18 protein-coding genes are annotated in these 24,843 nt (G+C 39.9%); 5 read left to right on the top strand and 13 right to left on the bottom strand.

Annotation, left to right across the window (positions count from 1 at the left end; translation table 11 throughout):
* Positions 1-296: 296 nt before the first annotated feature.
* The 5 genes from H8B21_RS11090 to fsa all read right to left on the bottom strand — a co-directional run bounded on the left by H8B21_RS11090 (position 297) and on the right by fsa (position 4,616).
* Positions 297-743, bottom strand: a complete 447-nt coding sequence (locus H8B21_RS11090) for a Fur family transcriptional regulator (RefSeq protein WP_190313813.1) — start codon at positions 741-743, stop codon at positions 297-299.
* 76 nt (positions 744-819) lie between these two features.
* A complete protein-coding gene (locus H8B21_RS11085; protein ID WP_190313812.1) occupies positions 820-1,500 on the bottom strand; it encodes an anaerobic ribonucleoside-triphosphate reductase activating protein in 681 nt (226 codons plus the stop codon).
* Positions 1,493-1,666: an anaerobic ribonucleoside-triphosphate reductase gene (gene nrdD / locus H8B21_RS20750; RefSeq protein WP_190313811.1), complete on the bottom strand. Its 174-nt coding sequence runs from the start codon at positions 1,664-1,666 to the stop codon at positions 1,493-1,495. Before nrdD ends, H8B21_RS11085 begins: the two co-directional genes overlap by 8 nt.
* Positions 1,663-3,768, bottom strand: coding sequence for a ribonucleoside triphosphate reductase (locus H8B21_RS11075; protein ID WP_190313810.1), 2,106 nt, complete (start codon positions 3,766-3,768; stop codon positions 1,663-1,665). Before H8B21_RS11075 ends, nrdD begins: the two co-directional genes overlap by 4 nt.
* 188 nt (positions 3,769-3,956) lie before the next feature.
* On the bottom strand, positions 3,957-4,616 hold the full coding sequence (fsa, locus tag H8B21_RS11070) for a fructose-6-phosphate aldolase (protein WP_190313809.1): 660 nt from the start codon (positions 4,614-4,616) through the stop codon (positions 3,957-3,959).
* A 121-nt stretch (positions 4,617-4,737) separates the two neighbouring features.
* On the opposite strand from fsa, the gene H8B21_RS11065 reads away from it, so the two are divergent.
* Positions 4,738-5,961, top strand: coding sequence for an MFS transporter (locus tag H8B21_RS11065; protein ID WP_190313808.1), 1,224 nt, complete (start codon positions 4,738-4,740; stop codon positions 5,959-5,961).
* An 8-nt stretch (positions 5,962-5,969) separates the two neighbouring features.
* Here H8B21_RS11065 and H8B21_RS11060 read toward each other — a convergent pair whose 3' ends face one another.
* The 5 genes from H8B21_RS11060 to H8B21_RS11040 form a co-directional block, all read right to left on the bottom strand.
* Positions 5,970-7,220, bottom strand: a complete 1,251-nt coding sequence (locus H8B21_RS11060; protein WP_223814968.1) for an acyloxyacyl hydrolase — start codon at positions 7,218-7,220, stop codon at positions 5,970-5,972.
* 14 nt (positions 7,221-7,234) lie between these two features.
* On the bottom strand, positions 7,235-7,672 hold the full coding sequence (locus tag H8B21_RS11055; protein ID WP_190313806.1) for a retropepsin-like aspartic protease: 438 nt from the start codon (positions 7,670-7,672) through the stop codon (positions 7,235-7,237).
* Positions 7,673-7,714: 42 nt separating this feature from the next.
* On the bottom strand, positions 7,715-8,659 hold the full coding sequence (locus H8B21_RS11050) for a malate dehydrogenase (protein ID WP_190313805.1): 945 nt from the start codon (positions 8,657-8,659) through the stop codon (positions 7,715-7,717).
* A gap of 77 nt (positions 8,660-8,736) precedes the next feature.
* Positions 8,737-11,064, bottom strand: coding sequence for a translocation and assembly module lipoprotein TamL (gene tamL / locus H8B21_RS11045; protein ID WP_223814967.1), 2,328 nt, complete (start codon positions 11,062-11,064; stop codon positions 8,737-8,739).
* Entirely contained in the window at positions 11,033-16,318 is a 5,286-nt protein-coding gene (locus tag H8B21_RS11040) for a translocation/assembly module TamB domain-containing protein (protein ID WP_223814966.1), read from the bottom strand. Before H8B21_RS11040 ends, tamL begins: the two co-directional genes overlap by 32 nt.
* A gap of 358 nt (positions 16,319-16,676) precedes the next feature.
* On the opposite strand from H8B21_RS11040, the gene H8B21_RS11035 reads away from it, so the two are divergent.
* From H8B21_RS11035 to H8B21_RS11020, 4 genes are all read left to right on the top strand, one after another.
* On the top strand, positions 16,677-17,348 hold the full coding sequence (locus tag H8B21_RS11035) for a response regulator transcription factor (RefSeq protein ID WP_190313802.1): 672 nt from the start codon (positions 16,677-16,679) through the stop codon (positions 17,346-17,348).
* 4 nt (positions 17,349-17,352) lie between these two features.
* Positions 17,353-18,636, top strand: a complete 1,284-nt coding sequence (locus H8B21_RS11030; protein WP_190313801.1) for a sensor histidine kinase — start codon at positions 17,353-17,355, stop codon at positions 18,634-18,636.
* A 73-nt stretch (positions 18,637-18,709) separates the two neighbouring features.
* Positions 18,710-19,153 carry a PepSY-like domain-containing protein gene (locus H8B21_RS11025; RefSeq protein ID WP_190313800.1) on the top strand — a complete coding sequence of 148 codons (444 nt, stop codon included), beginning with the start codon at positions 18,710-18,712 and terminating at the stop codon, positions 19,151-19,153.
* A gap of 13 nt (positions 19,154-19,166) precedes the next feature.
* Positions 19,167-19,631: a PepSY-like domain-containing protein gene (locus tag H8B21_RS11020; protein WP_190313799.1), complete on the top strand. Its 465-nt coding sequence runs from the start codon at positions 19,167-19,169 to the stop codon at positions 19,629-19,631.
* Here H8B21_RS11020 and H8B21_RS11015 read toward each other — a convergent pair.
* The 3 genes from H8B21_RS11015 to H8B21_RS11005 all read right to left on the bottom strand — a co-directional run bounded on the left by H8B21_RS11015 (position 19,628) and on the right by H8B21_RS11005 (position 24,820).
* Positions 19,628-19,825 carry a YqaE/Pmp3 family membrane protein gene (locus tag H8B21_RS11015; protein WP_190313798.1) on the bottom strand — a complete coding sequence of 66 codons (198 nt, stop codon included), beginning with the start codon at positions 19,823-19,825 and terminating at the stop codon, positions 19,628-19,630. The genes H8B21_RS11020 and H8B21_RS11015 overlap by 4 nt on opposite strands.
* A gap of 400 nt (positions 19,826-20,225) precedes the next feature.
* Positions 20,226-22,838 carry a CHAT domain-containing protein gene (locus tag H8B21_RS20815; RefSeq protein WP_190313797.1) on the bottom strand — a complete coding sequence of 871 codons (2,613 nt, stop codon included), beginning with the start codon at positions 22,836-22,838 and terminating at the stop codon, positions 20,226-20,228.
* The gene (locus tag H8B21_RS11005) at positions 22,826-24,820 is read right to left on the bottom strand and encodes a PKD domain-containing protein (RefSeq protein WP_190313796.1); all 1,995 of its coding nucleotides are present in this window, start codon (positions 24,818-24,820) and stop codon (positions 22,826-22,828) included. The genes H8B21_RS20815 and H8B21_RS11005 overlap by 13 nt, the downstream gene beginning before the upstream one ends.
* Positions 24,821-24,843 lie beyond the last annotated feature (23 nt).

The raw sequence follows: 24,843 nt of genomic DNA, 5'->3' as shown, positions 1-24,843 counted from the left end.
ATGTGTATTATAATTTTTTTTTTGCTAAAAAAAATTTTATTTAAGGATTGTTTTATGAGAAGTGAAGCTGGTTTTACGTTCAAACATTGGTTTTCTTACAAAAATGGTAATAGTGTTATTATATATTATAACATTCGTTTACCTAAATTAAATATTTTATAATAAGTGTATTATATTATTTTTGATAAAATATATTATCGATTTTATAATTGTATTTTACTCCGGTTTTTTGTTAAAAAAAATGCTTTCCGGTTTGGGAAAGCATTTCATTAAATAATATGTTTTAGAAAGGATATTTAGCTTTCTTTTTGGCAATTCGCACATAATCCAACAGCGTTTATCGCGAGGGAATGAAGTGCAAAATGACTAGGTAAAGTGATCTTTGGGAGGGACACCTCGTCGAGACAATATACGCTATTGCATACCGAACAAATGAAATGAACATGTTGGTCATGATGATGATTTTCGGTACAGTTCGAAGTACACATGGCATAGGTTGCTGTGCCGTTCAAATCGAATATTTTATGGACAATTCCCTTTTCTTCAAAGCTCGATAAGATGCGATATAAGGTTACTCTATCAATGTCTTTCCCTACGATTTTTTCTAAATCAGGTTGGGATATTGCTGCTTCTTTTTGCGTTATTTCCTCTAAAACACGCAATCTTGGGGAGGTTACTTTTAGTCCATTCTCCCGAAGAAGTTCCGTGAAGTCTTTGTTTTTTTCTATTTTTTCATTCGTCATGATAGGAGTAAATTTACGGATTTTTTTTTACCTATCACTTCGGTAAACTTGAAAGGGCGTATACGCATTTCCATACTTATGTCGCGCGGATCTCAACCCGGATTTTTGCTGTAGATAATTGAATCGGATCGAGGCTATGGTTGTTATATGGAAGAGGAGATAATGTTTGAACGCCATTCATAAAATATTGTATGAAGTATTTTCCTTCGTATCCTTGTTGTTCCAGATAAGTAACCATTGTTTCGATATCTTCAATCGAAAGCAGGTTGGCATGCCAAGTGGTTCGTATTTCGAAAGGGATGGAGGCGGTATTCAAAAACATTAAGCTGTCTGTAAAAGTCGTAAATGTATCTGTTAAGGTGATATCGTGGTACTTTTTACGAATCCCTTTGAAGTCTAATGCTACATAATCGAGCAGTCCTTCTGCCCATAGTTGTTTTAGCACACTGGGTTTTGTGCCATTCGTATCGATTTTTACCCGATAGCCCATTTCCTTAGCTATTCTGGCAAGGCTAAATAATGTAGGGTGTAGCGTGCATTCTCCTCCGCTGAAAACAACACCCTGTAGCAGCGATTTCCGGGAGTGCAAGAAATCTCGTGTATCTTCTACGGAGAGTTTTCCTTTTCCCAACACGATATCTGGGTTATAACAATATAGGCAACGCATATTGCAGCCTGCAAACCAAAGGATGCAGGCTGGGTAATGTGGATAATCCAGTAAAGTGAAAGGTGTAATACTGTAAACGGGTTTAGTCATGCTGCTCTTTGAAATGCGTGCGCTGACGATGTTCCCCTTTTTTTCCAATATTAAAACTCTCAACAGGTCTGTGGTAGCCCATAACCCTTGTGTAGACCAAACATTTACTGCGTTTTTGTTGATTTTGCTGCAAGATCAACAACTGTTTTTCTGTATTACTTGTCATTCTATATATGTTTGTTGATGGTTTGAAATGATAATGTCATCGCATTGTGGGCAATATTCGTGTTCACCTGTTAGATAACCGTGTACCGGACAGATACTAAATACCGGCGTAACCGTTATATAGGGCAATTTGAAGTTTGAGATCACCGTACGTACAAACTCCCGACAAGCTTCGGGCGAACTAATACGCTCGTTCATATACAGGTGGAGTACGGTGCCACCCGTATACTTGCATTGGAGCTGATCCTGTAATAAGAGCGCTTCAAACGGGTCTTCTGTATGGTCAACAGGGATCTGGGAACTATTGGTATAGTAGATATGCTTGCCTTCCCCAGCTTGAATAATTGCTGGAAATCGCTTTTTATCTTCTTTTGCAAAGCGATAGGTTGTGCCTTCGGCGGGTGTTGCCTCTAAATTATATAGATTACCGGTTTCTTCTTGAAATAAGCGAAGACGGAGACGTATGTGTTCCAGTATATCGGAAGCGAATGTGATTCCCCAATCGCTCACAATGTTCTCTCTATCGCTACTAAAATTGCGAACCATTTCATTCATCCCATTGACGCCAATGGTCGAAAAATGATTTCGGAAATGGGTCAAATACCGTTTGGTATAGGGAAATAAACCATTATCATATAGCTGCTGAATAAATTTTCGCTTCTTCTCTAAGGTGGATTTGGCCAATAACAGCAATTGGTCGAGGCGTTCATACAGCGCCTCCTTTTGATACGGATAAAGATAACCTAACCTAGCCATATTGATGGTAACCACGCCAATGCTTCCTGTCATCTCCGCACTTCCAAATAATCCGTTTCCACGTTTAAGTAACTCGCGTAGATCTAATTGTAAACGGCAACACATGCTACGTACCGCGTTAGGTTTATAAGCTTCGGGGTTTTCAACCTTTTGGCCATCGGTATCGATAATATATTGACTACCGATAAAATTCTGGAAGTAGGATGACCCGATTTTCGCTGTATTTTCAAATAATAAATAGGCGTTCTCACTATGCCAATCGAAATCTTCTGTGATATTAACTGTAGGAATAGGAAAAGTGAACGGTTGTCCATTGGCGTCTCCTTCGGTCATTACGGTATAATACGCTTTATTGATCATATCCATCTCCGACTGAAAATGTCGGTAACAGAGATCTTCCAGATTCGCTATTCCACGTTCCCGAGCTAAATCTGACAATTTTCGGTTTCGGATGTCAGCAAATAGATGTCGGCCTCCTTTAGTAGGTATCTGCTCTCTTAGATCTTCAGGTACGTTCCAATCCAAAGTAATATTGGTGAACGGCGATTGACCCCACCGCGCAGGAACATTAAGATTATACACAAAGCTGCGTACCGCTTTCAGCACTTCATCATAATCTAATTGATCTTTAAAAACATAAGGAGCCAAATAGGTGTCAAAAGAGCTAAAGGCTTGTGCTCCAGCCCATTCACTTTGAAGGATGCCGAGAAAGTTTGCCATTTGACCCAACGCCTCCCGGAAATGAGAGGGAGGACGGCTCTCTACACGTCCTCGCACACCATTAAAACCTTCATCAAGTAATACCCGCAAGCTCCAACCAGCACAATAGCCCGTCAAGCAGTCTAAATCATGGATGTGGATATCACCGTTGCGATGAGCATAGCCTTCTTCTTTATTGTAAACTTTATCTAACCAATAGTTAGCAATGATCTTTCCGGCAGTATTGTTAATTAGCCCGGCGTTCGAATAAGAGGTGTTAGCATTTGCGTTAATGCGCCAATCCTGTTGACGGATATATTCTTCTACCGTTTGACTACTGTCAACATAGGTTGTATCATCATTAAATTGATCGATATGTTCTCGTTGCAACTTCCGCGTATGTCTGTACAACATAAAAGATTTCATGACTTCGAAATAGCCTAACTCATAAAACTGTCTTTCAATGATATTTTGTATATCTTCCACTGCCCAGACTTCCTTATCTGCCAAATCTTCCAGTACACGTTCGAATACCCTATCGTCAACCGGATAAGATATGCTTTGAAAGCCTTTTTGGATCGCATCTTGTATTTTGTAGGTTTCGAGGGATACATAAGCACCGTTGCGCTTGATCACATATTTTTCCATAGCTGTTATTTTTTAAAAGGGTCTCTGTGCCCCCGTTCGCTGGAGGTTCTTTAACAAATTTAAGATGGAAACAGCTGTTGTTTTTATGACCAAAAACATAAAACGCAAAATGGTGGGAAAAAGATCAAAAAATAAAAAAGCCTCTCCAAACGGTCTTTGGAGAGGCTTTAAAAACATAGGAAATATTTTTATTTTCCTGCTGCTTTCGCATGGTCGGCTAAAAATTGCGCCAATCCACTGTCTGTTAATGGATGTTTTAATAAAGATACGATAGCGGATAACGGTCCTGTCATCACATCTGCTCCAATCTTTGCACATCCTAATATATGCGCACTATGGCGAACAGATGCGGCTAAGATTTGTGTTGTAAAACCGTAATTATCGTAAATTAAACGGATTTCTTCAATTAATGCTAGACCATCTACTGATATATCGTCCAGCCGGCCGATAAATGGTGAAACATACGTAGCTCCTGCTTTGGCAGCCAATAAAGCTTGACCAGCAGAAAATACAAGTGTACAATTCGTTTTGATACCTTTTTGGCTGAAATATTTGATAGCTTTAACGCCATCTTTGATCATTGGAACTTTCACTACAATTTTTGGGTTCAAGGCAGCCAATGCTTCACCTTCTTTGACCATATTGTCAAAATCCGTGGAGATAACTTCCGCACTGACATCACCATCAACAATATCGCAGATGGCTTTATAGTGATTAATTACATTCTCTTCTCCACTGATACCCTCTTTTGCCATTAGGCTGGGATTCGTGGTTACGCCGTCCAACACGCCTAGATCTTGGGCTTCTTTGATCTGAGCAAGGTTTGCGGTATCGATAAAAAACTTCATGTTTAATAGATTGTTTTATAGTGATTTAAAATATTTAAAACATAATATACGTATGTATGTTACAAAAGTAATTATATTATCTCAATCTGATTGAGTTTAATCAAAACATTTTTTGCCGTTCATGGATATATTTAGATCGCTTTCTTATCCTAATTTTCGATTACATGTCATTGGCCAAGCCATATCACTTTTAGGTACTTGGATGCAGCGAATCGCTATCAGTTGGATGGTCTACGAAATGACAAACTCTGTTTTTTGGTTGGGTTTTGTACAATTTATCGCCCTGCTTCCTTCACTGATTCTTTCTCCGTTTGTCGGTTCATTTGTTGATAAGCATAGGAAATACAAATTGGTATTTCTTACCCAAATAGGATTAATGATACAAGCAGGTGTATTGACTTTGGTCGTGGGATTGCAGCTGCAAACTGTTTTTATCTTGTCTATGTTAGGTTTTTTACAAGGCGTCATCAGCGCTTTTGATGTGCTTGGCCGCCAATCATTGATGATATCGCTCGTAGATAATAAAAGGGATTTGCCCAATGCCATCGCCTTAAACTCTTCCATCTTCAATGCGGCGAGGATGGTAGGGCCTGCCATTGGCGGTATTCTGTTGACCAAGTATGGGGAATTTGTTTGCTTCGGCATCAACTTTATTAGTTTTGTCCCCGTTATTATATGTCTGCTACTGATGCGTGTGACAGAAGATCCATCGAAACTGATAAAGGAAAGCAACTGGCGGGCACTTATAGAAGGGTTTAGCTATTTACGGCGTTCCCCACATATTGCTTCGTTGATTGTCGTATTGGTCTTTTCGAGTTTATTCGTTATTCCCTATACGTCTTTATTGCCGGCAGTGGCAAAAGATCTTTTTTTGGGAGACGAATCAACATTCTCTTGGTTTGAAAGCGCAGCAGGTTTTGGTGCAATGATCGGTGCCATCAATATGGCAAGGTTAAAGACGGGTGAAAATCTCCGGTATCGTGTTTTATTTTCTGCTTTTTTAATGGGGACAGCACTTTGTTTATTAGCATTTGCGCGTTTCCTGCCATTAGCTTTGGCATTCACTATGATGGTGGCGTTTGCCATGATGATGCAAAATTCTTCCATTAACACGTATATCCAGACGCATGCTGTTCCAAGCTATCGTGCTAGGGTAATAGGTTATTATGTAATGGCTTTTCAAGGCGTTGCCCCGATTGGAACACTGTTGGTAGGAGCAATGGCTGAATATATTGGAATTAAAAGTACACTCTATGTAATGGGCGCAGCAGGTATCGTCATTGCATTGAGCTTTTATACCTATTTACGGCTACATATTCATCGGAGATTGTTTAAAAAAATATAACATATTTATCAATATAATAGCGACGGTGCTTTATTTTTAAATCGGTAACCTAGACCTAACATTAGATAATTTGGCTCGTGGAAATCTTTCAAATTATAGCCAATATGCAAAAATGAATTTTTGGTAGTTGCTATTTTAAGAGCAAATGTCTGATAAGTACCCCGGAGGTCTCCTCCTTTATGAAGTACATTACCACCCAGGCCGATACCAATAGTAAAAATCGGCATGATATATTCGGCTCTTGCCGATAAGCCTAATGCCAGCTGTTTATCTATAGATGGTTTAAAAAACTTTTCTTCTGCGGAGGCCGAAAAATAATTTTTAGTATAAACGTTTGCGCTGCCGTCATATACAGCGTCAATAGAAACGCCTCCCCTAAACCTATAGCTAAAATTGTACATCGGACCAAAATACATTCCCAAAACCGGATATTGATGTGGCGAAGGGACAGGTTGTCCCATAACTTCGACTCCTTTTCGTCGCCATGATCCGAAAAAAACTAAATCATAGTTGATATGTTTAGGATATTGTGTGAGCAAAGAATCGGGAATTCTAGCGGGCTTTCCGATGGGGTCTTTTTTTCGGAAATCATATAAAACACCAATTTTTAGTCCTAGCATGTTGAGTCCCGCATTGGGAAAGTTGGTGTTACCGTTTGAAAAATGAGTGAAATCTATACCGGTTGTCAAACCCATACGTTGCGCTAATGTCCATCTTAAATAAAGTCCGGCATTTAGATAGGCGTTGGTCTTCGAGCCGATCGCAACATTATAAGGATTGTGCTCAAAATTGTGTGGTTTCCAGCCGGTCGATAAGCCAAAATTCCATTCATAATCTAAAGCTAGGCTTGTGTTGAATTGTGTGATATTGGAACGCTGAAAGAAATACATCGTTTTAGGAGAACCCAATTCTCGCTGGTTACCGAAACTATAGAAAGACACGCCTATTCCTTGATAGGTATGGGCATAAATTTGGTCGCCCAATGATCCATTTGGGAATCGAAAGGCATATTTGATGTGCCCCGATAATGCGTTTTGAATAGGTTTTCGTTGTTGATTAACTCCCGCGTAAAATGGTACATTAGGTAATACATAACCCGGACGAAGTTCTACTCCCAAGTGATGTACAAATCGACCCGCGCCATTTAGTTTATGTGCGGTATCAACTGAAAGTGAGTCCCGCGATAATGCATCAAATGGGAAAGCGATGAGGGGGCCGCAGAAGAATAATAAATGGAAAAATATTGATTTTAAACTCAAAAACATATCCCATCTCAACTTACTTTACGGTCCCGTAAGGTTAAAAGTTGTTTTCTATAATCAATCCGAGCAGCATACGATACCAGAATGTCTCCGCCCAATACACCGATGACAGGAGGTAAGTTCATCTGTTGATAAGCATAATTAACAGCACTCAAGTCGAGTACGGCTGTAATAAATTTCTTTATTTTCCAGTTGCCTATCTCGAAAGTTGGTAGCTCCAATATAAAACTTTCCATAGAATTTGTACCTAATCCCGTCGAGATGATATTGGTGTTTTCGATTTTTTCTTCCGGAATACCCGATTGTAGGAGAGTGGTTTTATCGAGTACGGTTTTTGATGCTCCGGTATCCAGCACCATTTTAAAAGGTTGGTCAAATAAACAAACATCAATCAATATATGGTAACCATCGCCTTGTAGTTCCAATATTTCTAACGGAATTTTTTGCATGGGTGTAAATATATAAAAATAAAACCCATGCAAAAAAGTGTGTTATATGATATTACTATCTTTCAATACTTGGTTCATATTTCTTACGGCATTTGCACTATTTTTAAACAATGTTTTTTCCTCTTCCGATAGTTCCAATGGGACAATGCGATCCCAACCTTTTTTGTTTATAATGACAGGTACGCCTATATTGATGTCTTCTTCGCCGTACTCCCCCTCTAGGAATACAGATGCTGTAAATAGCCTATTTTGGTCACGTACAATACTTTCCACCATAGCCGCTGCTGCTGCTCCTGGCGCATACCAAGCGGAAGTACCAATCAATGCTGTCAATGTAGCACCCCCTACCATTGTTTTTTTGACAATATCGTCTTGTTCTTCCTGCGTTAAGAAACTGCTTACGGGAATGCTGTTCCACGTAGCGTGCTGTATCAATGGAATCATCGTAGTATCACCATGTCCACCTATTACGATAGCATTTAAATCATTTGCTGACGCCTGTAGCTTTTGGGAAATTTGGTATTTGAAACGTGCTGAATCCAATGCGCCGCCCATGCCTATAATTCTATTTTTAGGGAGACCGCTCGATTTTAATGAAAGATAGGTCATGGTATCCATCGGGTTGGACACAATAAGGATGATAATGTCCGGGGAATGTTTCACTAAATTCTCCACGACCGATTTGACAATACCGGCATTGGTGCCGATTAGTTCCTCGCGCGTCATTCCTGGTTTTCTCGGCATACCGGAAGTAATGACAGCTACTGTCGAACCCGCTGTTTGTGTGTAATCGTTGGTGACCCCTTTGATGGTAGAATCAAATCCCAAGAGAGCTGCTGTTTGCATCATATCCTGAGCCTTACCCTCGGCAACACCTTCCTTAATATCCAACAATACAATTTCTTCTGCGATGTTTCGTCGTACAAGATTGTCTGCTGTAGTTGAACCTACAGCCCCTGCTCCAATAACCGTTATTTTCCTTTGCATATTTTTATCTCCTTTGTTGTTGGTGTAGAATTGATGTGTAGATAAATGTACGGAAAAGAGAGCAAAGATAAAAGAAATTAGAACGGATAACCGATAGCTAAATTAAATACAAAGTTTTCGCGTCTCCATTGCCTATCTCGAAAGTCAATGTATTTGAATACCCAACGATCTCCAGGATCCCGATACGGTACACGTACGGGGATTGCGAAATCGGTACGAATAATCAAGAAATCCAAATCAAGACGTAATCCCAAACCTGTACCTACCGCCAATTCTTTATAAAAATCCTTAGACAATTTCCCACCAGGTTTGTTTTCATCCTCTCGCTGCAGCCATATATTTCCCGCATCTATAAAAGCGGCCCAGTGTAACATACCGGCTATCTGTGCCCGGTATTCTGTATTAAGTTCCAGTTTGAAATCACCTGTTTGATCGGCAAAGAAATTGTTTTCACCCAAATTTTCGGGGTAAGCAGATCCGGGACCGACTGCTCTGGCGCGATAAGCGCGCAATCCGTTAGGACCGCCAGTGAAAAATTGCTTTAAATAGGGGAGAGAACGGGAATTCCCATACGAATGACTCATACCTACCATAATTCTGGAAGCGAGTTGCGAGTTAGGCGTCAATTTCATATAATGGCGAAAATCAGCTTCCGCTTTGACAAATTGTGCGTAGGGTGTTCCGAAAATCTCTTTCGGGCCTTCGTCATAGTTTGCTCCTTGAATCAATCCTAATACGTTCCCCGAGGTATTTAAGCCCGCTTTGGCATAAAAGGTATGTTTGCGAGACGACTCCATAGAATTGGTAAAAGTATAGGAGTAGTTAGGACCAAAAGAAAATTGTGGGTCCACAATGTGTCGAAGCGTAGGAACTGTGTCCATTTGTGCCCTATATTCGTCTGAAATATTACGAGGCTGTACGTAGATAATTTCGGCAACAGCTAAATCGTGCTGTTTTTGTTCATTTTCTTTCCAGTTATAACCATAATTTATAGACAACGAATTGAGCGTGTAGGCGTTTCTTCTATTTAAAAACTCATAACCCACCTTTGCATAGGTTTTTGGTATATACCGTTGTGCAGGTGCCCATTTATAGGGAGATAATAAACGTGGCCACACCACACCTACTTCCGCACCATAACGTATATAACTGGAGTTCAAGTTGACGCTTCCGCCAGTTTGGGTTTCATACCCACCAAATACGGTCAAGCTTAGCGTTTCAAAGCCTTTAAATGCATTACGCAATGTCCAGTTGACATTTGCTTCTGTACCATTATATACGGCTGCTGTTTTTCCCAACACCTCGAAACGAATCGATTTGCGTTCCATAGGGGTGAGGTGATAATACACATCTAAGGTATTCGCAGAGTCTGGACTATCGACAAATGTATTTTTTACAAACTTAAATGCGTTTAGATTTACGAGATGACTGATAGTCAAGTTGTGGTCCCACCGATTGTAGGTCTGACCCGTATTGAAAAAAATATGGTTCGCCAATACCTTTTTTCGATATGTATTCTCCGGATCGATAATATAGTATCTGTTATCAAATAGCTCGGCACGTCGTGGGCGTGCCAATTGGAGACCCGCAGACGTCTGCTCATAGTTAGGATAAATATAAACATTTCCTATTTTTTGTGGCTGTCGGGCTTTCTCGGGAGTTTCCGGTTTAACAGTGACATACATGTCTACTTCGTTACTTCCTTTGCTACTATCTACTTCTAGCAAGATATTGTCAGGAGAGAAGTAATAATATCCTTTATTTTTCAAGTCATTATCGATACGATCGCGTTCATTTAGAATAACATCAAGGTTATATGGGCTTTTCGGCTTTAATAGGGTATGCTCTTTGGTACTTAAAATATCTCTACCAAGCTGTTTAGCCGAATCCACTTCAAAATTGATCTTAGCGATGCGGTAGATACTCCCAGGAAATGCATCGTAGGTTACCTCTGCAAACTTACCATCTATTGTCGTATCAGAAGTAACGTAAGCGTTGAAAAAACCAAGATTTTCCATCCGGCTGCGCAGAAGCGTTTCGTTATACTCACGGTTTACATCGCTAAGCAGAACAGGTTCTTCGCCCTGCTTTTTTAGCCACCTTTTGATAAAACTATTGGTCGAATCTGGCCCGCCACCCATATTATAGAGCCCGAGCTTGTACCGGATACCCAAAATCTTTTTATTTGGCTTCGGGCGTAGCATATCTTCGAGATGAGCTTCAAATGCCTCTTTCCTGTCTTCCGGGATACTATCTTGATGAATCACTACATGGCCTTTATTATAGAGCTTTTCGTCTTCCGCAAGATATTTCGTAGGATTACAGCTTGCTGCGAAAATTAGTGAAACCATACCTGCCACAATAGTGTGTTGATTAATTTTCATGTGGCCCCCTTTCTTCTTCATCGTCTCTGACGGCATTTGGTGTCGCATCTATTTTTGTGTTCGTTGAATCTTTTTGTTCACGTTCTGTTTCCTGTTCTTCTTGTTCCTCTACTTCTTCTTTGCGAATAGCGCGTTGTGTAGAATCTGTCCGTGTATCGGTTGTTGAACTGTCCGTGTGGTTTTCTTGACGTTTTAATTCTTCGTTTTTCTGACGTTCTTCAAAACGTTTACGGAACTCCGGACTGTTTTTCATCAAGCTATCCCGAATGACTATGCGGACACTATCACGGTACGCCGAGTCGGATTCCATGCGCTCCACATCGAAACGGCGACGGAAGCCTTTGCTATCCGTATTATAATATTGCTCCAATGCCCGCGAACTCATAAACAACTCCTTGAATTTATCATAACTCATCGTAATGATAAAACCGATACCTGTTTCGACAAATTGTCCTTGCAAGGTCGCTTGGTATTGATTTTTCCGATATACACGTGCAAAGTAGCGACCGTCTTTAGAAAGTTGATAGTCTAGCGAAACATCTCCCGCAATATTAGATGCTTTTTCGCCTGGACGTGTATTTCCTTCCACTTCAAAATTAGAGCCAATAGTAATTTTTAAGCGATCATCGAATAGCATTTTTGATATGCCTACGTTTAAGTCTGTTCGTGTTTCTGCGCTTCCAGACAGGTAATCTTCTTCCGACTGTAAGTTGAAGTCCAGTTCCACACCTTTGATTAAGTCAGAAGCCATATTATTCAACTGACTTGTTAAGAATGAACTCACTGTGCTCCGTGCCATACCTTCCGCTCCGCCGCCACCCGAAAGACTTTCGAACGGGTTAGCCGACATAAAGCGACCAAGTGCAATCAATGAAAATACCTGTTTGTTCAGTTCGGCCGGATCTTCGCGTATGCTCGCCAATGCAATATTAACTTTGCTTACAACATCCTGCGACACAATGGCGTTGTTTTCGTCCAGATCAATGTCAAAATTAATTTCTGGTTTGAAAAGCTCGCCCGTTAGAATAAGTTTTACGTCAAAAGGAATACGTTGTTTATAGAGATTTTGACTTTCTGCTCCAATCTGGGATTGCACCAGCTCCAGCGTAGCAAAACGATTCCTGTAAATAGCTGTAATATCCAAACGAGCGTCCAGTGGATCGCCGTTCCACGTGATCGTACTTCCTTTTTGGAAAGTGAATGGTTTTGAAATAGGGCCTAGAGAAAAGGTATAATCTCCTTTTTCTACGGTGTATGTCCCAGACATCGTGATTTTATCGCTGGCATCGATAGTAGCATTTAGCTCCGCTACACCTTGGACGTTAAGTGCGTCTTGTGTACCCTCATCTAATATCACTTTAAATTTAGCTTCACGGTCAGTGGATAGATTGAGTGCTATATCCATTCCCGAGAGCTGACTTGCTGTGGTCAGCGAATCCAAGCGTGCGAAGACATTGGCAGCGGCAGTATCGCTTCGGTTTACGAATTTGACAACACCATCCCGTTGCGCAACTCCCGGATCGTCATTCGGAACCACGAATACAAAATCTGTCTTATCGTTTACCGTAATGTCACCATCCACACGTGGTTGATCTAAGTTTCCACGGATACGGAGATTTGACGTTAAATACAACTGCCCGAAGAATAAATCATTGTCTTCCCTTGTAGAATTGACTGCAGCAAAGTCATTCATCGTCAGATTCAGATTAAAATCGAAATCGGTATAAGTTGCTGTACGAATAGAGCCGTTTAGGAGGGTCGTATTTCCACGCAGATCCTTAATCTCAAACTTCTTAAACTGTATGCCTTGATTGTTGAAATAGATGGTTTGATTGTCCATAAGGAAATCAGCATTCAACATGGCGACATTCAGTTTGCTATTTTGGAACGTGAGTCCACCATTGATTTTCGGCGCATCTACTGTACCGGATATTTTCAGATCACCAGTCAAATCACCTGCACAATCCTCCAGATAACCTAAGCTAAATGCCTGGATAGTCGTCATCTTCATAGGTTTCAAAGAGAGGGTGGCATTCAACGTAGCAGGGCCATCCGGCGGGCTGATGAAATCACCTAGTAACTGTACATCATTGCCGTTGCCTTCAATTTTAACATCGGCAGAGAACGTGTTCTGCTTTATATTATCGACTTTGACCAAAATATTTCCTACCGTATCTTTTCCGAAATAAAATCTATCGATCGTTAAATCAGAAACGAATACCGGGCTGCTTTCTAAACGGGACACCGTTGCCGTACCATTAATACCACCACCCAAGTTTAGTGTTTCAGATTCTAACATCTGCGTAAAAGTCTCTATTCTAAAGTTGTTAAACGATACGTCGATAGGCGCGTTTAATGTAGAATCTTGTGATTGAACCAACAACTCCTGTCCGTTATTCGCCAACCGGAAATTAGAAGCATGGATTCCATTTTGACCGAAACCGATGCGGTTGCTCGGATCGATATTCCACGTGTCGTAGTTTAATTTTAAACCATCCTCATTTAGTGTAAAAATAAAATTATTGTCGGCTACCTGCATCTTCGCTCCGAGATGATATTGCTCCTTGTCCTCCTTATCTTTTATCCATAAACCTAATGATACGTTATTATCCATCACATCACCACTTAGCACGGTGTTGTTAAGCTCGATATCGTTTACTTTAATCTTTTGGATGAGCGCGGAATAATATAAGGCACTGTCAGCGGTTGTAAGATCTACACCGATATCTTCGATGAGCATACCATCATACAGAATCTTGGGTGCTACCAGCTTTGCCATGAAGCTTTTTGATTCACTACTGAAGGCGCCGTCAAGTGTGATATCGCGCATTTCTTCCAACGTAGGCAGGAACTCACGGATAAGGCGGGAATGATTGAGTGTAGCACTGAATTCGAAGCTCTGTGGAGTATAGGATGTCGTGTCCTGTGGTGCACCACTGGGGTTGTAATATTGTTGTATCACATCCTGTATAGCTGGAGCCAACGCTGTCAGCTGGTATTTGCCAACCATATGGGCTTTGAGAAATTCAGATCGTAGCAATAGCATACTTCTACTGGTATCTGCGGACGCCACTAACGAGATGCTATCTAATGTGTAGCGTTCGTCATTATAAGCAATAGCTGAGTTAGAGACGATGATAGAGCCATTTAGGAAATCTGGATCAGCCGTTTCCAGATCAGCAACAATCTTTCCGTGATAGCGGAACTCGTCTTCCATCAATTTTAGATTTTTCAAATTCACACTGTCGATCATCAGCGTCGCGTTTACCTTTGGATAGGTATTACGCATATCTGCAGCGAAATCTAAATTGAGTTTTAGGTTAGGGTCAGGGCTGTTTAGCGTACCATTAATATCGCCACCCTTTGCATCTGCATCTAATTGTATATCATGATATCTATACCCCATCGCATCGAGGTGATTCAAACGTGCTTGTACGGAGGCGACCATGTTTTGTGGGTTTAGTCCCTGTCCGCTCACATTTGCCTCTGCGGATATAATTCCCAAAACAGAATCTTGATTCAAAATGTTCCCGATATCCAAGTCATCGATGGATACATAAGCGTTGTAAGTGGTATCTGCCCCCATTTGCATGTTGCCATTAACGGTTGCATTTCCTTTTTCTGTTACCAGACTCATGTTGGCATCGAAACCCGACATTCCTCCTTTGAATGTGCCTGACAGACTTATAGCATTGGGAAGTTGCAAACTATCGGGCATCATGGATTTAGCAACCAAGCGCTCTATATCCGCTCTGCCGGTTGTAAACTTTTTCAAATTCAAATCGATGTAGAGCTTGTCTGTATCAGGAAGCCCCTTAATAACAGCACTTGCTATCAAGTGTGTGCGATCGAGCGTCTTGAACTCAATGTTTGGAATAGTGAGGTCATTCATCCTGCCTTTTACACTTCCATTGATATAAAAGGAGCGTGCCAGGAGTGGTTTCATAACTTCCATCGTATCCAGATCCGGCACGAAATAGCGAATATCGCTCATATCAAGTGTGGATTGTTTGATGTTAGCTTCTACGAGAACTTGGCTAGGATCTTCTGTTAAGGCATCTAGTGACGGATATGACAGTTTGATATAATCCCGGATAGTCGTTTTTGGTGTTTGTGCAATAAAATTCCGAATTTCCACCCCCGTATTATGATAGACAAAATCTGCTTGTAGCTTTTTGATAGCAAATCCTGAATGGTCTGCCATCGAGAGATTTTTTAACGATCCGGAAATAGAGTCGGTAGAATAGTATAAGTCCTCTAATTCACCCAGAAAGTCACTGATTTTAATGTTCGAATAATCAAACCCTTTCATACGCGGTTGGTTATCGTCTTTAAACCAAACGTTTGTTTTGTTGATTGCTAATCGGTCGGCCGAAACAATCCAATTTACGGAACTGCTGTCGGCAGAAGCGGTAGTATCGGTGCTCACGGTAGTAGCAGATGCCGTTTTTCCCATGAAGACTTGGGCATCGGTTTCATCCAGCGTAACATCGCCTAAGCGTGCAATCTCTTTATTTAGGTCTAGTTCTTTGATGTCGGCCGCTAATTTCTTTATTTCAAAATGGGTATCCATGGCGGAAGAGGAATCCTGATAAGCTACAAAGATGTTGCTTAAGTCCAGTTTTTTTATCTCGAGGTCTGGGAGTAAGGAAGATTCCTCAACAGATGCATCTTTAATACCGAAATCTTCTGCCGACGGAGCTTCTGCTTCGGATGCCGGTGCCCACTGTTTAATCAGCGCGGTTAGTCCGTCTAATTTAATATCCGGCATCGAAAACGCCATATTATTGGATAGGTCAAATTTTTTGACTTTGGTGTCAAAGTGTTCCAGCCTAATATCGGCGCTCGTTCCGATAACATCATCGTTGTAAACAAAATGAATCCGTTCAAAAAGTACATCATTAATATCGAAAACAAGGGCTGAGGTAGTATCGGCATCTGTCGTGCTTTCCTCTTCAGAAGCAAAGGCTTCGACAATGTAGTCAAAGTTAAAACTACTATCAGGAAGCGTTCTGTTTATTTTGGCAGTAATACCCTTCAATTCCAACTGCTGTATCTCCACGGTATTTTTCAACAGTTTAAACATATTAATGTCTACCAATAATTTTTCTCCAGCAATCAATGTATCCTGGGATTGGTCTTCAAAATAGACATTTTCCAACACTAAATTTTTAGGAAAAGTGATATTGATATATCCGATATCGACCGGTGTCCCAATCTTGTTTTCCAGATAGTTCGTAACCTTGCCAACCACATAGTTTTGAACCGCTGGCATTCGTATAAGTAAAATAATCAATAGCAGAAGGGCAATAATACTGCCGATAATCCATAATATTGTTTTTAAAGCTATTCGTCCGAATCGATTCAAGGTGATTTTCTATTAAATTTTACGTGACTTTATTTTGCAATCCTCTTTTATCAACAAACGCAAAAAGAACAGAAATGTTCATTTCTAATTCTATTATTTGTCAATTTAAAGCGACAAACAAAGATAAGGTTTGCGAACTATTAGCAATAAAAGAGTTTAAAAAACGTCAAGTAATGAAATTAAAAAGCCTAATTTACAGGATATTATATTTGCTATTTCCAAAATCTTTCCTAATTATGTTGTTAATATTGTAGTTTAGTTTACTATGAAAGTATTGATTGTCGAAGATGAAGCTGACCTTTGCGATGTGATGAAATCATTTCTCGAGGGCGAAAAATACAATGTGGAGACCGCTAATGATTATGCTAGCGGATTGGCTAAATTGGCTAATTATGACTATGATTGTGTGCTGCTCGATATTATGCTGCCAGGTGGGACAGGTATGCAATTGTTGTCCGAGCTAAGGGCACTCGGAAAGGACGATTCGGTCATTATCGTTTCGGCTAAGGATTCTGTAGAGGATAAAGTGGAGGGATTGGAATTGGGAGCAGACGATTATTTGGCTAAGCCTTTTCATCTGGCTGAATTACTAGCTCGTATCAAGACGATTATCCGTCGGAAAAACCATCATGGTGAACAAGCTATTCAATTCAAAGACGTCAAGTTGTTTCCAGAAGACCGTAAAGTTCTTATCGGGACAGAAGAGGTACAATTAAACCGAAAGGAATATGACTTGTTATACTATTTTATGATACGACCTGAAAAACTGGTCACGAAGACATCACTTGCAGAAGCTGTCTGGGGCGATGACGCCGATCAATCAGATAACCTTGATTTTATCTATTCACAAATAAAAAATTTACGAAGAAAGCTTAAAAGCCATCAAGCAGAAGTAGATTTTCAAGCAGTCTATGGTGTAGGCTATAAATTGGTATAATACGATGCAGGTCTCTCTTAAGAATTATACGTTGCGTTATTTGAGCATCGCTTTCCTGATTATTATCACGATCTGGGCAGCTTTGTTCTACGCTTTCATTCTGGAAGAGGTATACGATAATGTGGACGACGGACTTAAAAACCAAAAGATATTGATTCTAAGAGAGGTTTATGAACATCCGAGACTTCTGGAAACAAATGAATACGGCATTAACCAATTTCGAATTACACCCGTTGATGATGAAGATGATTTTTCGGAGGAAAATTATCTAGACAATGAGTTTTTCTATATGCCTTATGATGATGAGATGGAACCCTATCGGGTGTTGCGAACAGGGTTTTACGCACCGGATCAAAAACCGTATCATTTGGAAATTCGTACATCCACGGTTGAAGAAGACGATTTAATCCTGAATCTAACCACGGCACTTGTTGTATTGTATTTAGTTCTGGTATTGGGGGTATATTTAATTAATGAATTGGTTCTTCGCCGAGCTTGGCGTCCGTTTCGAATTATTTTGGAGAATTTGAATCTCTATCGCTTTGGAAAAAAGGAGGATTTAAAGCCTGTATCCACGAATATTGTTGAATTTAATCAGCTAGATGAAGAGATACACCGGATGTGGAGACGAAACGAAGAGGTGTTTGATGATCAAAAACGTTTCATCGAGAATGCTGCGCATGAATTACAAACGCCTTTGGCCATTACGATCAATAAGTTGGAAATGCTAATGGAAGACGAGTCGCTCACCGAAACCCAATTGACGCAGTTGGCCGATTCGAAGTCATCGTTGCGACGGCTTGTAAACCTGAATAAAGCGTTGTTAATGTTGTCGAGAATTGAAAATAAACAATATAAGGATGTTAAACGGATTAGTCTAAATCAAATAGTAGGAGAGATTAGCGAAGACTTTCAAGATTTTTTGTCCTTTAAAGACATCACGCTGCAAGTGGAAGAATATGGAACTTTTGATGTATCGATGAATAAAGACTTGGCGCTTGTATTGATTTCTAACTTGTTCCGAAACGCTATACGGTACAATATTAAAGGTGGAAGAATCGCCATAAATATAGACCAAAATCACCTTGCAGTAGCGAATACCGGAAACCAAGTTAAACTAAATCAAGAAAAGATTTTTAACCGGTTTCATAAGGGTACGCAGGATAGTCAATCAAATGGCCTCGGGCTTGCCATCGTGAAATCTATTGTCGATACTTATCCTGAGCTATCTGTCGATTATCGATTCGCGAAAAATATGCATGTTTTTTCTTTGAAAAAAATAAGATAAAAATCCTTCCTTCGTTCCCAAATCTTTCCTAAATCAAATAGAATTTTTGTAATACTAAAAGAAGGTATTAAAAATGAAAACGCTACTAAAAATAACCGCAATAGCAATGTTGCTATTTGCTGTAACAAACGCTTCTGCACAAGATAAAGTTATATCATTTACGAAGCTACCGGCTAAAGCACAAACATTCGTGAAAAAGCATTTTTCAGAAAAAGATGTGGTTACCGTCAAAATGGATACAGAGTATCTTATAAAAAAAGAATACGAAGTGATATTAAAAAATGGCTCGAAAATTGAATTTGATAATGATGGAGAATGGGAAAAGGTAGAGATGAAGGAGACGGCTGTGCCGACTCAACTTGTACCAGCTACAATTTCTCAATACGTCCATAAAAGTTTTCCGAATACGTTTGTGAAAGAAGTGAAGAGGGGGAAAAACGGTTACGAGGTGGAGATTTCGAACGGACTTGATTTGGAGTTCTCAAAACAAGGCGAGTTTATAAGGATTGATGATTAAATAAATTATACAAATGAAAAAAACACTATTTGGATTGTCTTTATTGGCAATGGTATCGTTTACAATGGTTTCTTGTGATGACGATAAGGTAATTCCGGAAGGAGACTTACCTCAGAACTCGAAAAATTTTATTTCTGAGCATTTCTCAGGACAATCTTATTCGCGGATTGAAAAAGACGGAAGAAATTATTCCGTAAAGCTTGGCGAACGGGGTAGCGAAATTGAAGTTGATTTTGATGCTAATGGTAATTGGATAGAAGTGGACGCTGATGATCACATGCATCTTCCTACAGGATTTATTGACGCTAAAATCGTGAATTACGTGAAAACGACTTACCCTGTTCCCGCTCCTGATGAAGCGAAATCAAATATCAACAGTATTGAGAAAAAGGCATCTGGTTTTGATGTAGATTTGGTCGCACCAGATATAGATCTAATTTTCAATGCCAACGGTGATTTTGTAAGAGTAGATAATTAAGAGCGTTGCATCCGTCTCTCCAATTGGCGGATGCGGTTCTTGTTTTTCTCATCGATACGGGAGGCTACTGCCCATATCGCTGCCGGTAGCCAACCGATTAACGTAAACTGTAAAATAAGACAGATAAAACCAATTAATATCTTTCCTCTTAAAAAGAATGATAACCAAGGGAATAGAACTGCGATCAGTATCATTGTGTTATTGTTTTAATGTTTTGTAAATTTAGTTATTTTTAAGTACTACAAAGATAGACCGTTTACCAATACCGATCCAGATAGAATAGGTGTGCCAAAAGCATTTCTCGGTAAATACAGCGTAGCGCTCGGTAAAAAAGATGTGAACTAGATTTTTTTGATCTAAACGGTAACATTTCCGGTTACCGGATGATATATCTATGCAGTTAACAGATTTATTCAAAAAAAAAATAGCACTATGGAAAAACCTTTGTCGAGAATGATTGTTCTAGAGAAGAACATGAATGTTACAATGAAAGAAAGAGGGGTAAAACATCAAATGATTTAAATTATGGAAAAGAATTTTGACGTGCCTCAGGGAAGCCATGAAAGTATACAACAGGGAATGATACCAAATGAATCATTTCTGATGTTTATGGTAGGTTTTATTTTGTTTGTTTTTAAACTTTGTAAACCTTAATATGCCATAGAGGCAACTAGCTAGCATAAGGAAAGAAATTGATATTTTCCATGCGGATTGGCGTAGACTTGCATGCTTTTGCAAGTCTATTTTTATATCCGTTCCGGTATAAGCAATATTAGACCAGTACCAAGGGTTTTTACCTGATGTTAATTGTTCTGAAAGATACGTACGTTTTGCTTCTGCTAGTGCACGGATAGGACTTTTACATGTGACCAACTCGTCATAGAATTTTGCAATAATATTCAACGTGGCGTCGTCACTGGCAAACCAATGTGTTGCCATAACACCTGGAATCCCTTTGCTTAAGAATGCTCTATTGATACTTTCTAGTCCCTCAGATGGAAGAAGGTTACCTGACGCCGTATTACAGGCAGAAAGAACAACTAGCGGTGATTTGATGTGATAATAACGGAGTTGATCGGCAGATATAGACTGATGAAGGAGCAATCGGGCCTCTTGCTGTGGCGTGACAACTGTATGAGCTGCAATATGTATGATAGACAGCTTTTTGAATGCATTTTCCAGCTTTTGTGCTGGCAAGTCCTGATAAGCAAAGGTTGTCGCGTTATAATGTGATTGGAGGTTTTCTACTTCTTTTTTTACAAAATAGAGATTAGCAAGCGGAGGACTATATTTATCTCGGTATAAGATATTGATTTGAGGATTCTGAAACGATATATGAGGATACAGATCTTTAATTAAAAGGGAATTAACATATTGGATGTCGAAGTCCTCAACTAAAAACCTATCAGATTCAGTTAGCGCATCAAAAGGAAGGATGTATAGTTCATCATGGAGCGAAATCCGGAGTGTTATAGATTGTGCCGGAAGGAACGGCAGTATCTGATCTTTCAAGTACTGCGCTCTTCTAAAATAATGTTTCGGATCGTTATTGAAGAGATGAGGGGATGTCGAAAAATAATCTTTTTTAAAATGAGCGATAGCGTTTAATAGACCTTTGGTTTTCTGATGTATATAGGATATTTTACCATCATCTACTTTGAATATGGATAAGCTGCTATCAGGGTGGACGAAATAAGAATAAGTTACTGATAGGCTATCGGTCAGTTGTTTTTGGAAATTATCGAAGCTTGGGAACGGTACTTTTCTCGTAAAATACTGTTCTTCTAATTGGAAATCCGTGAGCATGGTCTGGATAGACTCGTTGATTTCCGCAAGATCACTACTGTCTGTAAGGTTATCACGTATCATGTACAGTTGTTGAAGTTGTTTCATACCATCGTTCAATACGGTCGTATCATTATCCCAAAACGAAGTTCTATTGATGTCGTTCCATAGCATACGGCCTTTTGTTAATTCCGTCAACCATAATAGTTTGATCATCTTTTCTTGACTAAAATCTTCCGGATTTCCAACGTGGTTAAAAACCAAGCTCAAAAGTTGTTGACCCCATTTATTCCCCGTAATATGGCTGGCTTTACTTGTAATGTTTTGTTGATATGAAAAATCGCTTTCAATAGCTAATCCAAAATAGTGTAATGCAGAATCACTTTGTAGTTGAGCATGTACAATCCCTAGATTTTTTAAGGTGTGGATAAGAGTATAGCTAGATGTTTGCTGGCTAGCTTCTTGTGCCTGTTTTCTTAGTAGTGCATTAGATCTATCAAAATAATTTTTTGCAGATAAATATGATTTCTGAGATAGACAATTTTCACCTAAGAGATTATAGAGATTCGCTTTTTCTTTGAGACGAGTGTCCGGAAACCATCTGTTTTCCAATGATAAAGCTTCGATAAGAACTTGTCGTGCCTGTGTTAAACTTGACGATTTATCAAGCAATAGAAATTGTGATTTGCGTTCCAACGCTGCAATCTTCGCAGCTGCAATCGGCTTATTCAATATCTGTTTGGATGTTAGTGCTAACGCCAGTTTATTATGGATATTGGCAGAATCCAGTTGGTCGGTTAAAGCATAAGTAGAAGACAGACTATTGTGTAATAATGCACTTAGGTAATGGTCGTTTGGGCGAAGCTGCAAGCCAGCTAAACCTGCTTCTTTCGCGCGCGACACTTCTTCCTTATAAATATATAGGAGCGTAAGATTATTATAGAACGAAGCCTTTATATCTGCATCCGATGCTTCATTGATTGCCTTTAATTGCAATGATTCTGCTTTTTCATAGTCCGCAATAATAGTATAATTATTAGCAAGAGGCTTGTATAGAAAGATGAGCCGGTCTTCATTGCTAAGAATGCTATGCGCATAGTCATATAATAATGCTTTTTCATAGTATTTGATGGAAGCCAAAAATCGACTGTGTTCTTGAAAAGCATAACCCATGTTGATAAGAACCCATATAAAAGCTTCCTGCTGTTCCGGATTCAATCTAGCAGTTTCCAGTGGTCTGATAAATTCGTCGGGTTCTTTTTCAAAGGCAGCAAAATTTCCATGTACCAGCTCTCCGATCGAATCTACGAAACTATTGGTTAATGTATCTGGCTGAAGAGGTGGTACGGTCTCCGTACCACCTTGTTGACAGGATAGCAATAAGCAAATGAAGAAATATATTAATCCTCTTACAATCGCCACATCAAATAGAAATTAAGGTTACTCTTGTAGGTTTTGTCAAAATGGTAGCGGACACCGAATGCAGGGCCGAGGTATACTCTCCCTATGTTGAGGTCTACTAGAGGCGAGAACAATAAAGGAGACATTTTCTCTTTCTCCGTTGGTATGTCCACTGTATGTGCTCTTTGTATCCCGTTTGCGTTTATTAGATGATAGGTCACTTGTTGATCGTTTTGCAAATTGACGTTCGTCTTGACTAACGCACCTACACCCGCCGATATATAGCGGCTGATATTGTAACGGATCTGTACAGGCATCTGCAGGCTGAGATATTTTTTTGTAGTGGCACTATCTATACTATTGTATCCGTAGTAGGTTAAATCTCCTCTCTCGTTGGGTAACTGTATTTCCCCTTTTCTGTCAGAAAATGAAGCAGCGTAGTCGATGCCAAACGTGCTCGCAAATAATTCTACTTGCCAATAAGGTTTCTTGTAAGGAGCGATAGGTGCGAGCCCCACGCCAATGGTCAACCCCTTTGTTAACTTTCCGATTTCGTCATTAGGATGTTTGGCGGGAGTATTTAGTCCTAATGTGACAATCGGGGATAATCCCGGTCGGAAACGGGCAGTTGATGTATTGGTGCGAATCGGATCATTTTTGTCAAAGTAGATATTGGTATAGCTCGGAAGCGATTTATTTTGTAATTTCTTGTGCGATTTCAACGTAAAACGGATAAATCCCTTGGTACTATCCTGATCTGTAATCGTCGGGGACGCTGTTCCGGGTAACGCAATCCCACGAAAATGGAAAATGATTTTATCGTCATCCTTAATCTGATACGTATAACATCCCAGTTCTTGATCGGTTAAACAGGTGTCGCATTTTGGATAGAGGTTGAGTAGCTTAAAAGTGTTTACATCCACTTGACTGGGAAAGAACATCTCCAAGCGGATATTCTTCGCATCGCCTTCGCCATCGTTCTGAAATTGTACTTTATAAGTCAATGTCTTCTTTTTAAACTGTAAACGATAATCCATTAGCGCAGGTCTTACTGACATTTTATTGGGGTCATGTGATTTGATGATCGGGACATCGAGTTTATGGATAACCGGATTCCCTCCCTCTGCAAAATATATTCCGGTAACCGTGATAATCGCATTCGTATCTGCAAGCATTTCCGGCGTAATATCCAGATTGATAAGAGAAAACTGTGTATCGCCCGCATTGCCCTCGATTTCATATTGCGTAACCGTGTTATATTCATCCAGCAGACTGTTAAAAAATCGTGAGGCTTCGTTACCTGAGAAGTTTAACTCCTCACGGATCCCATAATCGGGACTGCCGCTTTGTGTTATAGACGTATGTGTTACATTTGCCCAGAGCGATTCCAATTCCTTTTTGCGCTCGATAGGATGAATATTCTCGTTATGGTAGCGGCTTTGATTGGCGACAACAAAACCATTCGGATTGATAAGCTTTTCGTTGGTCAGTACCAGGATTTTTCCCTTAGGAGTACTCGGTTTCACACCGACGATCAACGACATATCTTCGCCAGGTACTGCATTAGCATTTTTAAACAGTTGAAAAACCTCATTCGATTTGAAAAAATTTCGTTCGAATGTATTCGGAAGTTTATCTATACGTGCTAGCTTGGACTCTACCTTCACTTTCGTTTTAGGTTTTTTAGGACGTGGGCCATTGTCGTAGTTGTTAACAATGTAAAGAGAAACATCATATTCCCCGGGTTCTTCATATTGATGTTCCGGTGACTCTTGCGTACTGAATTGCCCATCTCCAAAATCCCACAGATAAGTATAGTAAGCTTGCCGACCTCCCGGAATTGGAACCAACGGCCGTATAACGGGGGTAAACTTGATGCTATTGGAAAGATATTCTGTTTGGATGGATGATGGAAACGTATCTTGTCTAACCACCAAAGTATCCTGACCCAAAGCAATATGGCAATAAAAAGCCAAAAACAGGTAGTAGAGTTTTCTTTTCATAACTTACCAATTGGTAAAATTCT

This window comes from Sphingobacterium chuzhouense (genome assembly GCF_014692525.1).
Lineage (GTDB): Bacteria > Bacteroidota > Bacteroidia > Sphingobacteriales > Sphingobacteriaceae > Sphingobacterium > Sphingobacterium chuzhouense.
This window is presented reverse-complemented; position numbering and strand designations above follow the sequence as displayed.

What these genes read in the sequence shown, in the direction of transcription:
- H8B21_RS11090 (WP_190313813.1), bottom strand. Translation starts at nt 743, where the DNA reads ATGACGAATGAAAAAATAGAAAAAAACAAAGACTTCACGGAACTTCTT.
- H8B21_RS11085 (WP_190313812.1), bottom strand. Translation starts at nt 1,500, where the DNA reads ATGACTAAACCCGTTTACAGTATTACACCTTTCACTTTACTGGATTAT.
- nrdD (WP_190313811.1), bottom strand. Translation starts at nt 1,666, where the DNA reads ATGACAAGTAATACAGAAAAACAGTTGTTGATCTTGCAGCAAAATCAA.
- H8B21_RS11075 (WP_190313810.1), bottom strand. Translation starts at nt 3,768, where the DNA reads ATGGAAAAATATGTGATCAAGCGCAACGGTGCTTATGTATCCCTCGAA.
- fsa (WP_190313809.1), bottom strand. Translation starts at nt 4,616, where the DNA reads ATGAAGTTTTTTATCGATACCGCAAACCTTGCTCAGATCAAAGAAGCC.
- H8B21_RS11065 (WP_190313808.1), top strand. Translation starts at nt 4,738, where the DNA reads ATGGATATATTTAGATCGCTTTCTTATCCTAATTTTCGATTACATGTC.
- H8B21_RS11055 (WP_190313806.1), bottom strand. Translation starts at nt 7,672, where the DNA reads ATGCAAAAAATTCCGTTAGAAATATTGGAACTACAAGGCGATGGTTAC.
- H8B21_RS11050 (WP_190313805.1), bottom strand. Translation starts at nt 8,659, where the DNA reads ATGCAAAGGAAAATAACGGTTATTGGAGCAGGGGCTGTAGGTTCAACT.
- tamL (WP_223814967.1), bottom strand. Translation starts at nt 11,064, where the DNA reads ATGAAGAAGAAAGGGGGCCACATGAAAATTAATCAACACACTATTGTG.
- H8B21_RS11040 (WP_223814966.1), bottom strand. Translation starts at nt 16,318, where the DNA reads ATGCCAGCGGTTCAAAACTATGTGGTTGGCAAGGTTACGAACTATCTG.
- H8B21_RS11035 (WP_190313802.1), top strand. Translation starts at nt 16,677, where the DNA reads ATGAAAGTATTGATTGTCGAAGATGAAGCTGACCTTTGCGATGTGATG.
- H8B21_RS11030 (WP_190313801.1), top strand. Translation starts at nt 17,353, where the DNA reads ATGCAGGTCTCTCTTAAGAATTATACGTTGCGTTATTTGAGCATCGCT.
- H8B21_RS11025 (WP_190313800.1), top strand. Translation starts at nt 18,710, where the DNA reads ATGAAAACGCTACTAAAAATAACCGCAATAGCAATGTTGCTATTTGCT.
- H8B21_RS11020 (WP_190313799.1), top strand. Translation starts at nt 19,167, where the DNA reads ATGAAAAAAACACTATTTGGATTGTCTTTATTGGCAATGGTATCGTTT.
- H8B21_RS11015 (WP_190313798.1), bottom strand. Translation starts at nt 19,825, where the DNA reads ATGATACTGATCGCAGTTCTATTCCCTTGGTTATCATTCTTTTTAAGA.
- H8B21_RS11005 (WP_190313796.1), bottom strand. Translation starts at nt 24,820, where the DNA reads ATGAAAAGAAAACTCTACTACCTGTTTTTGGCTTTTTATTGCCATATT.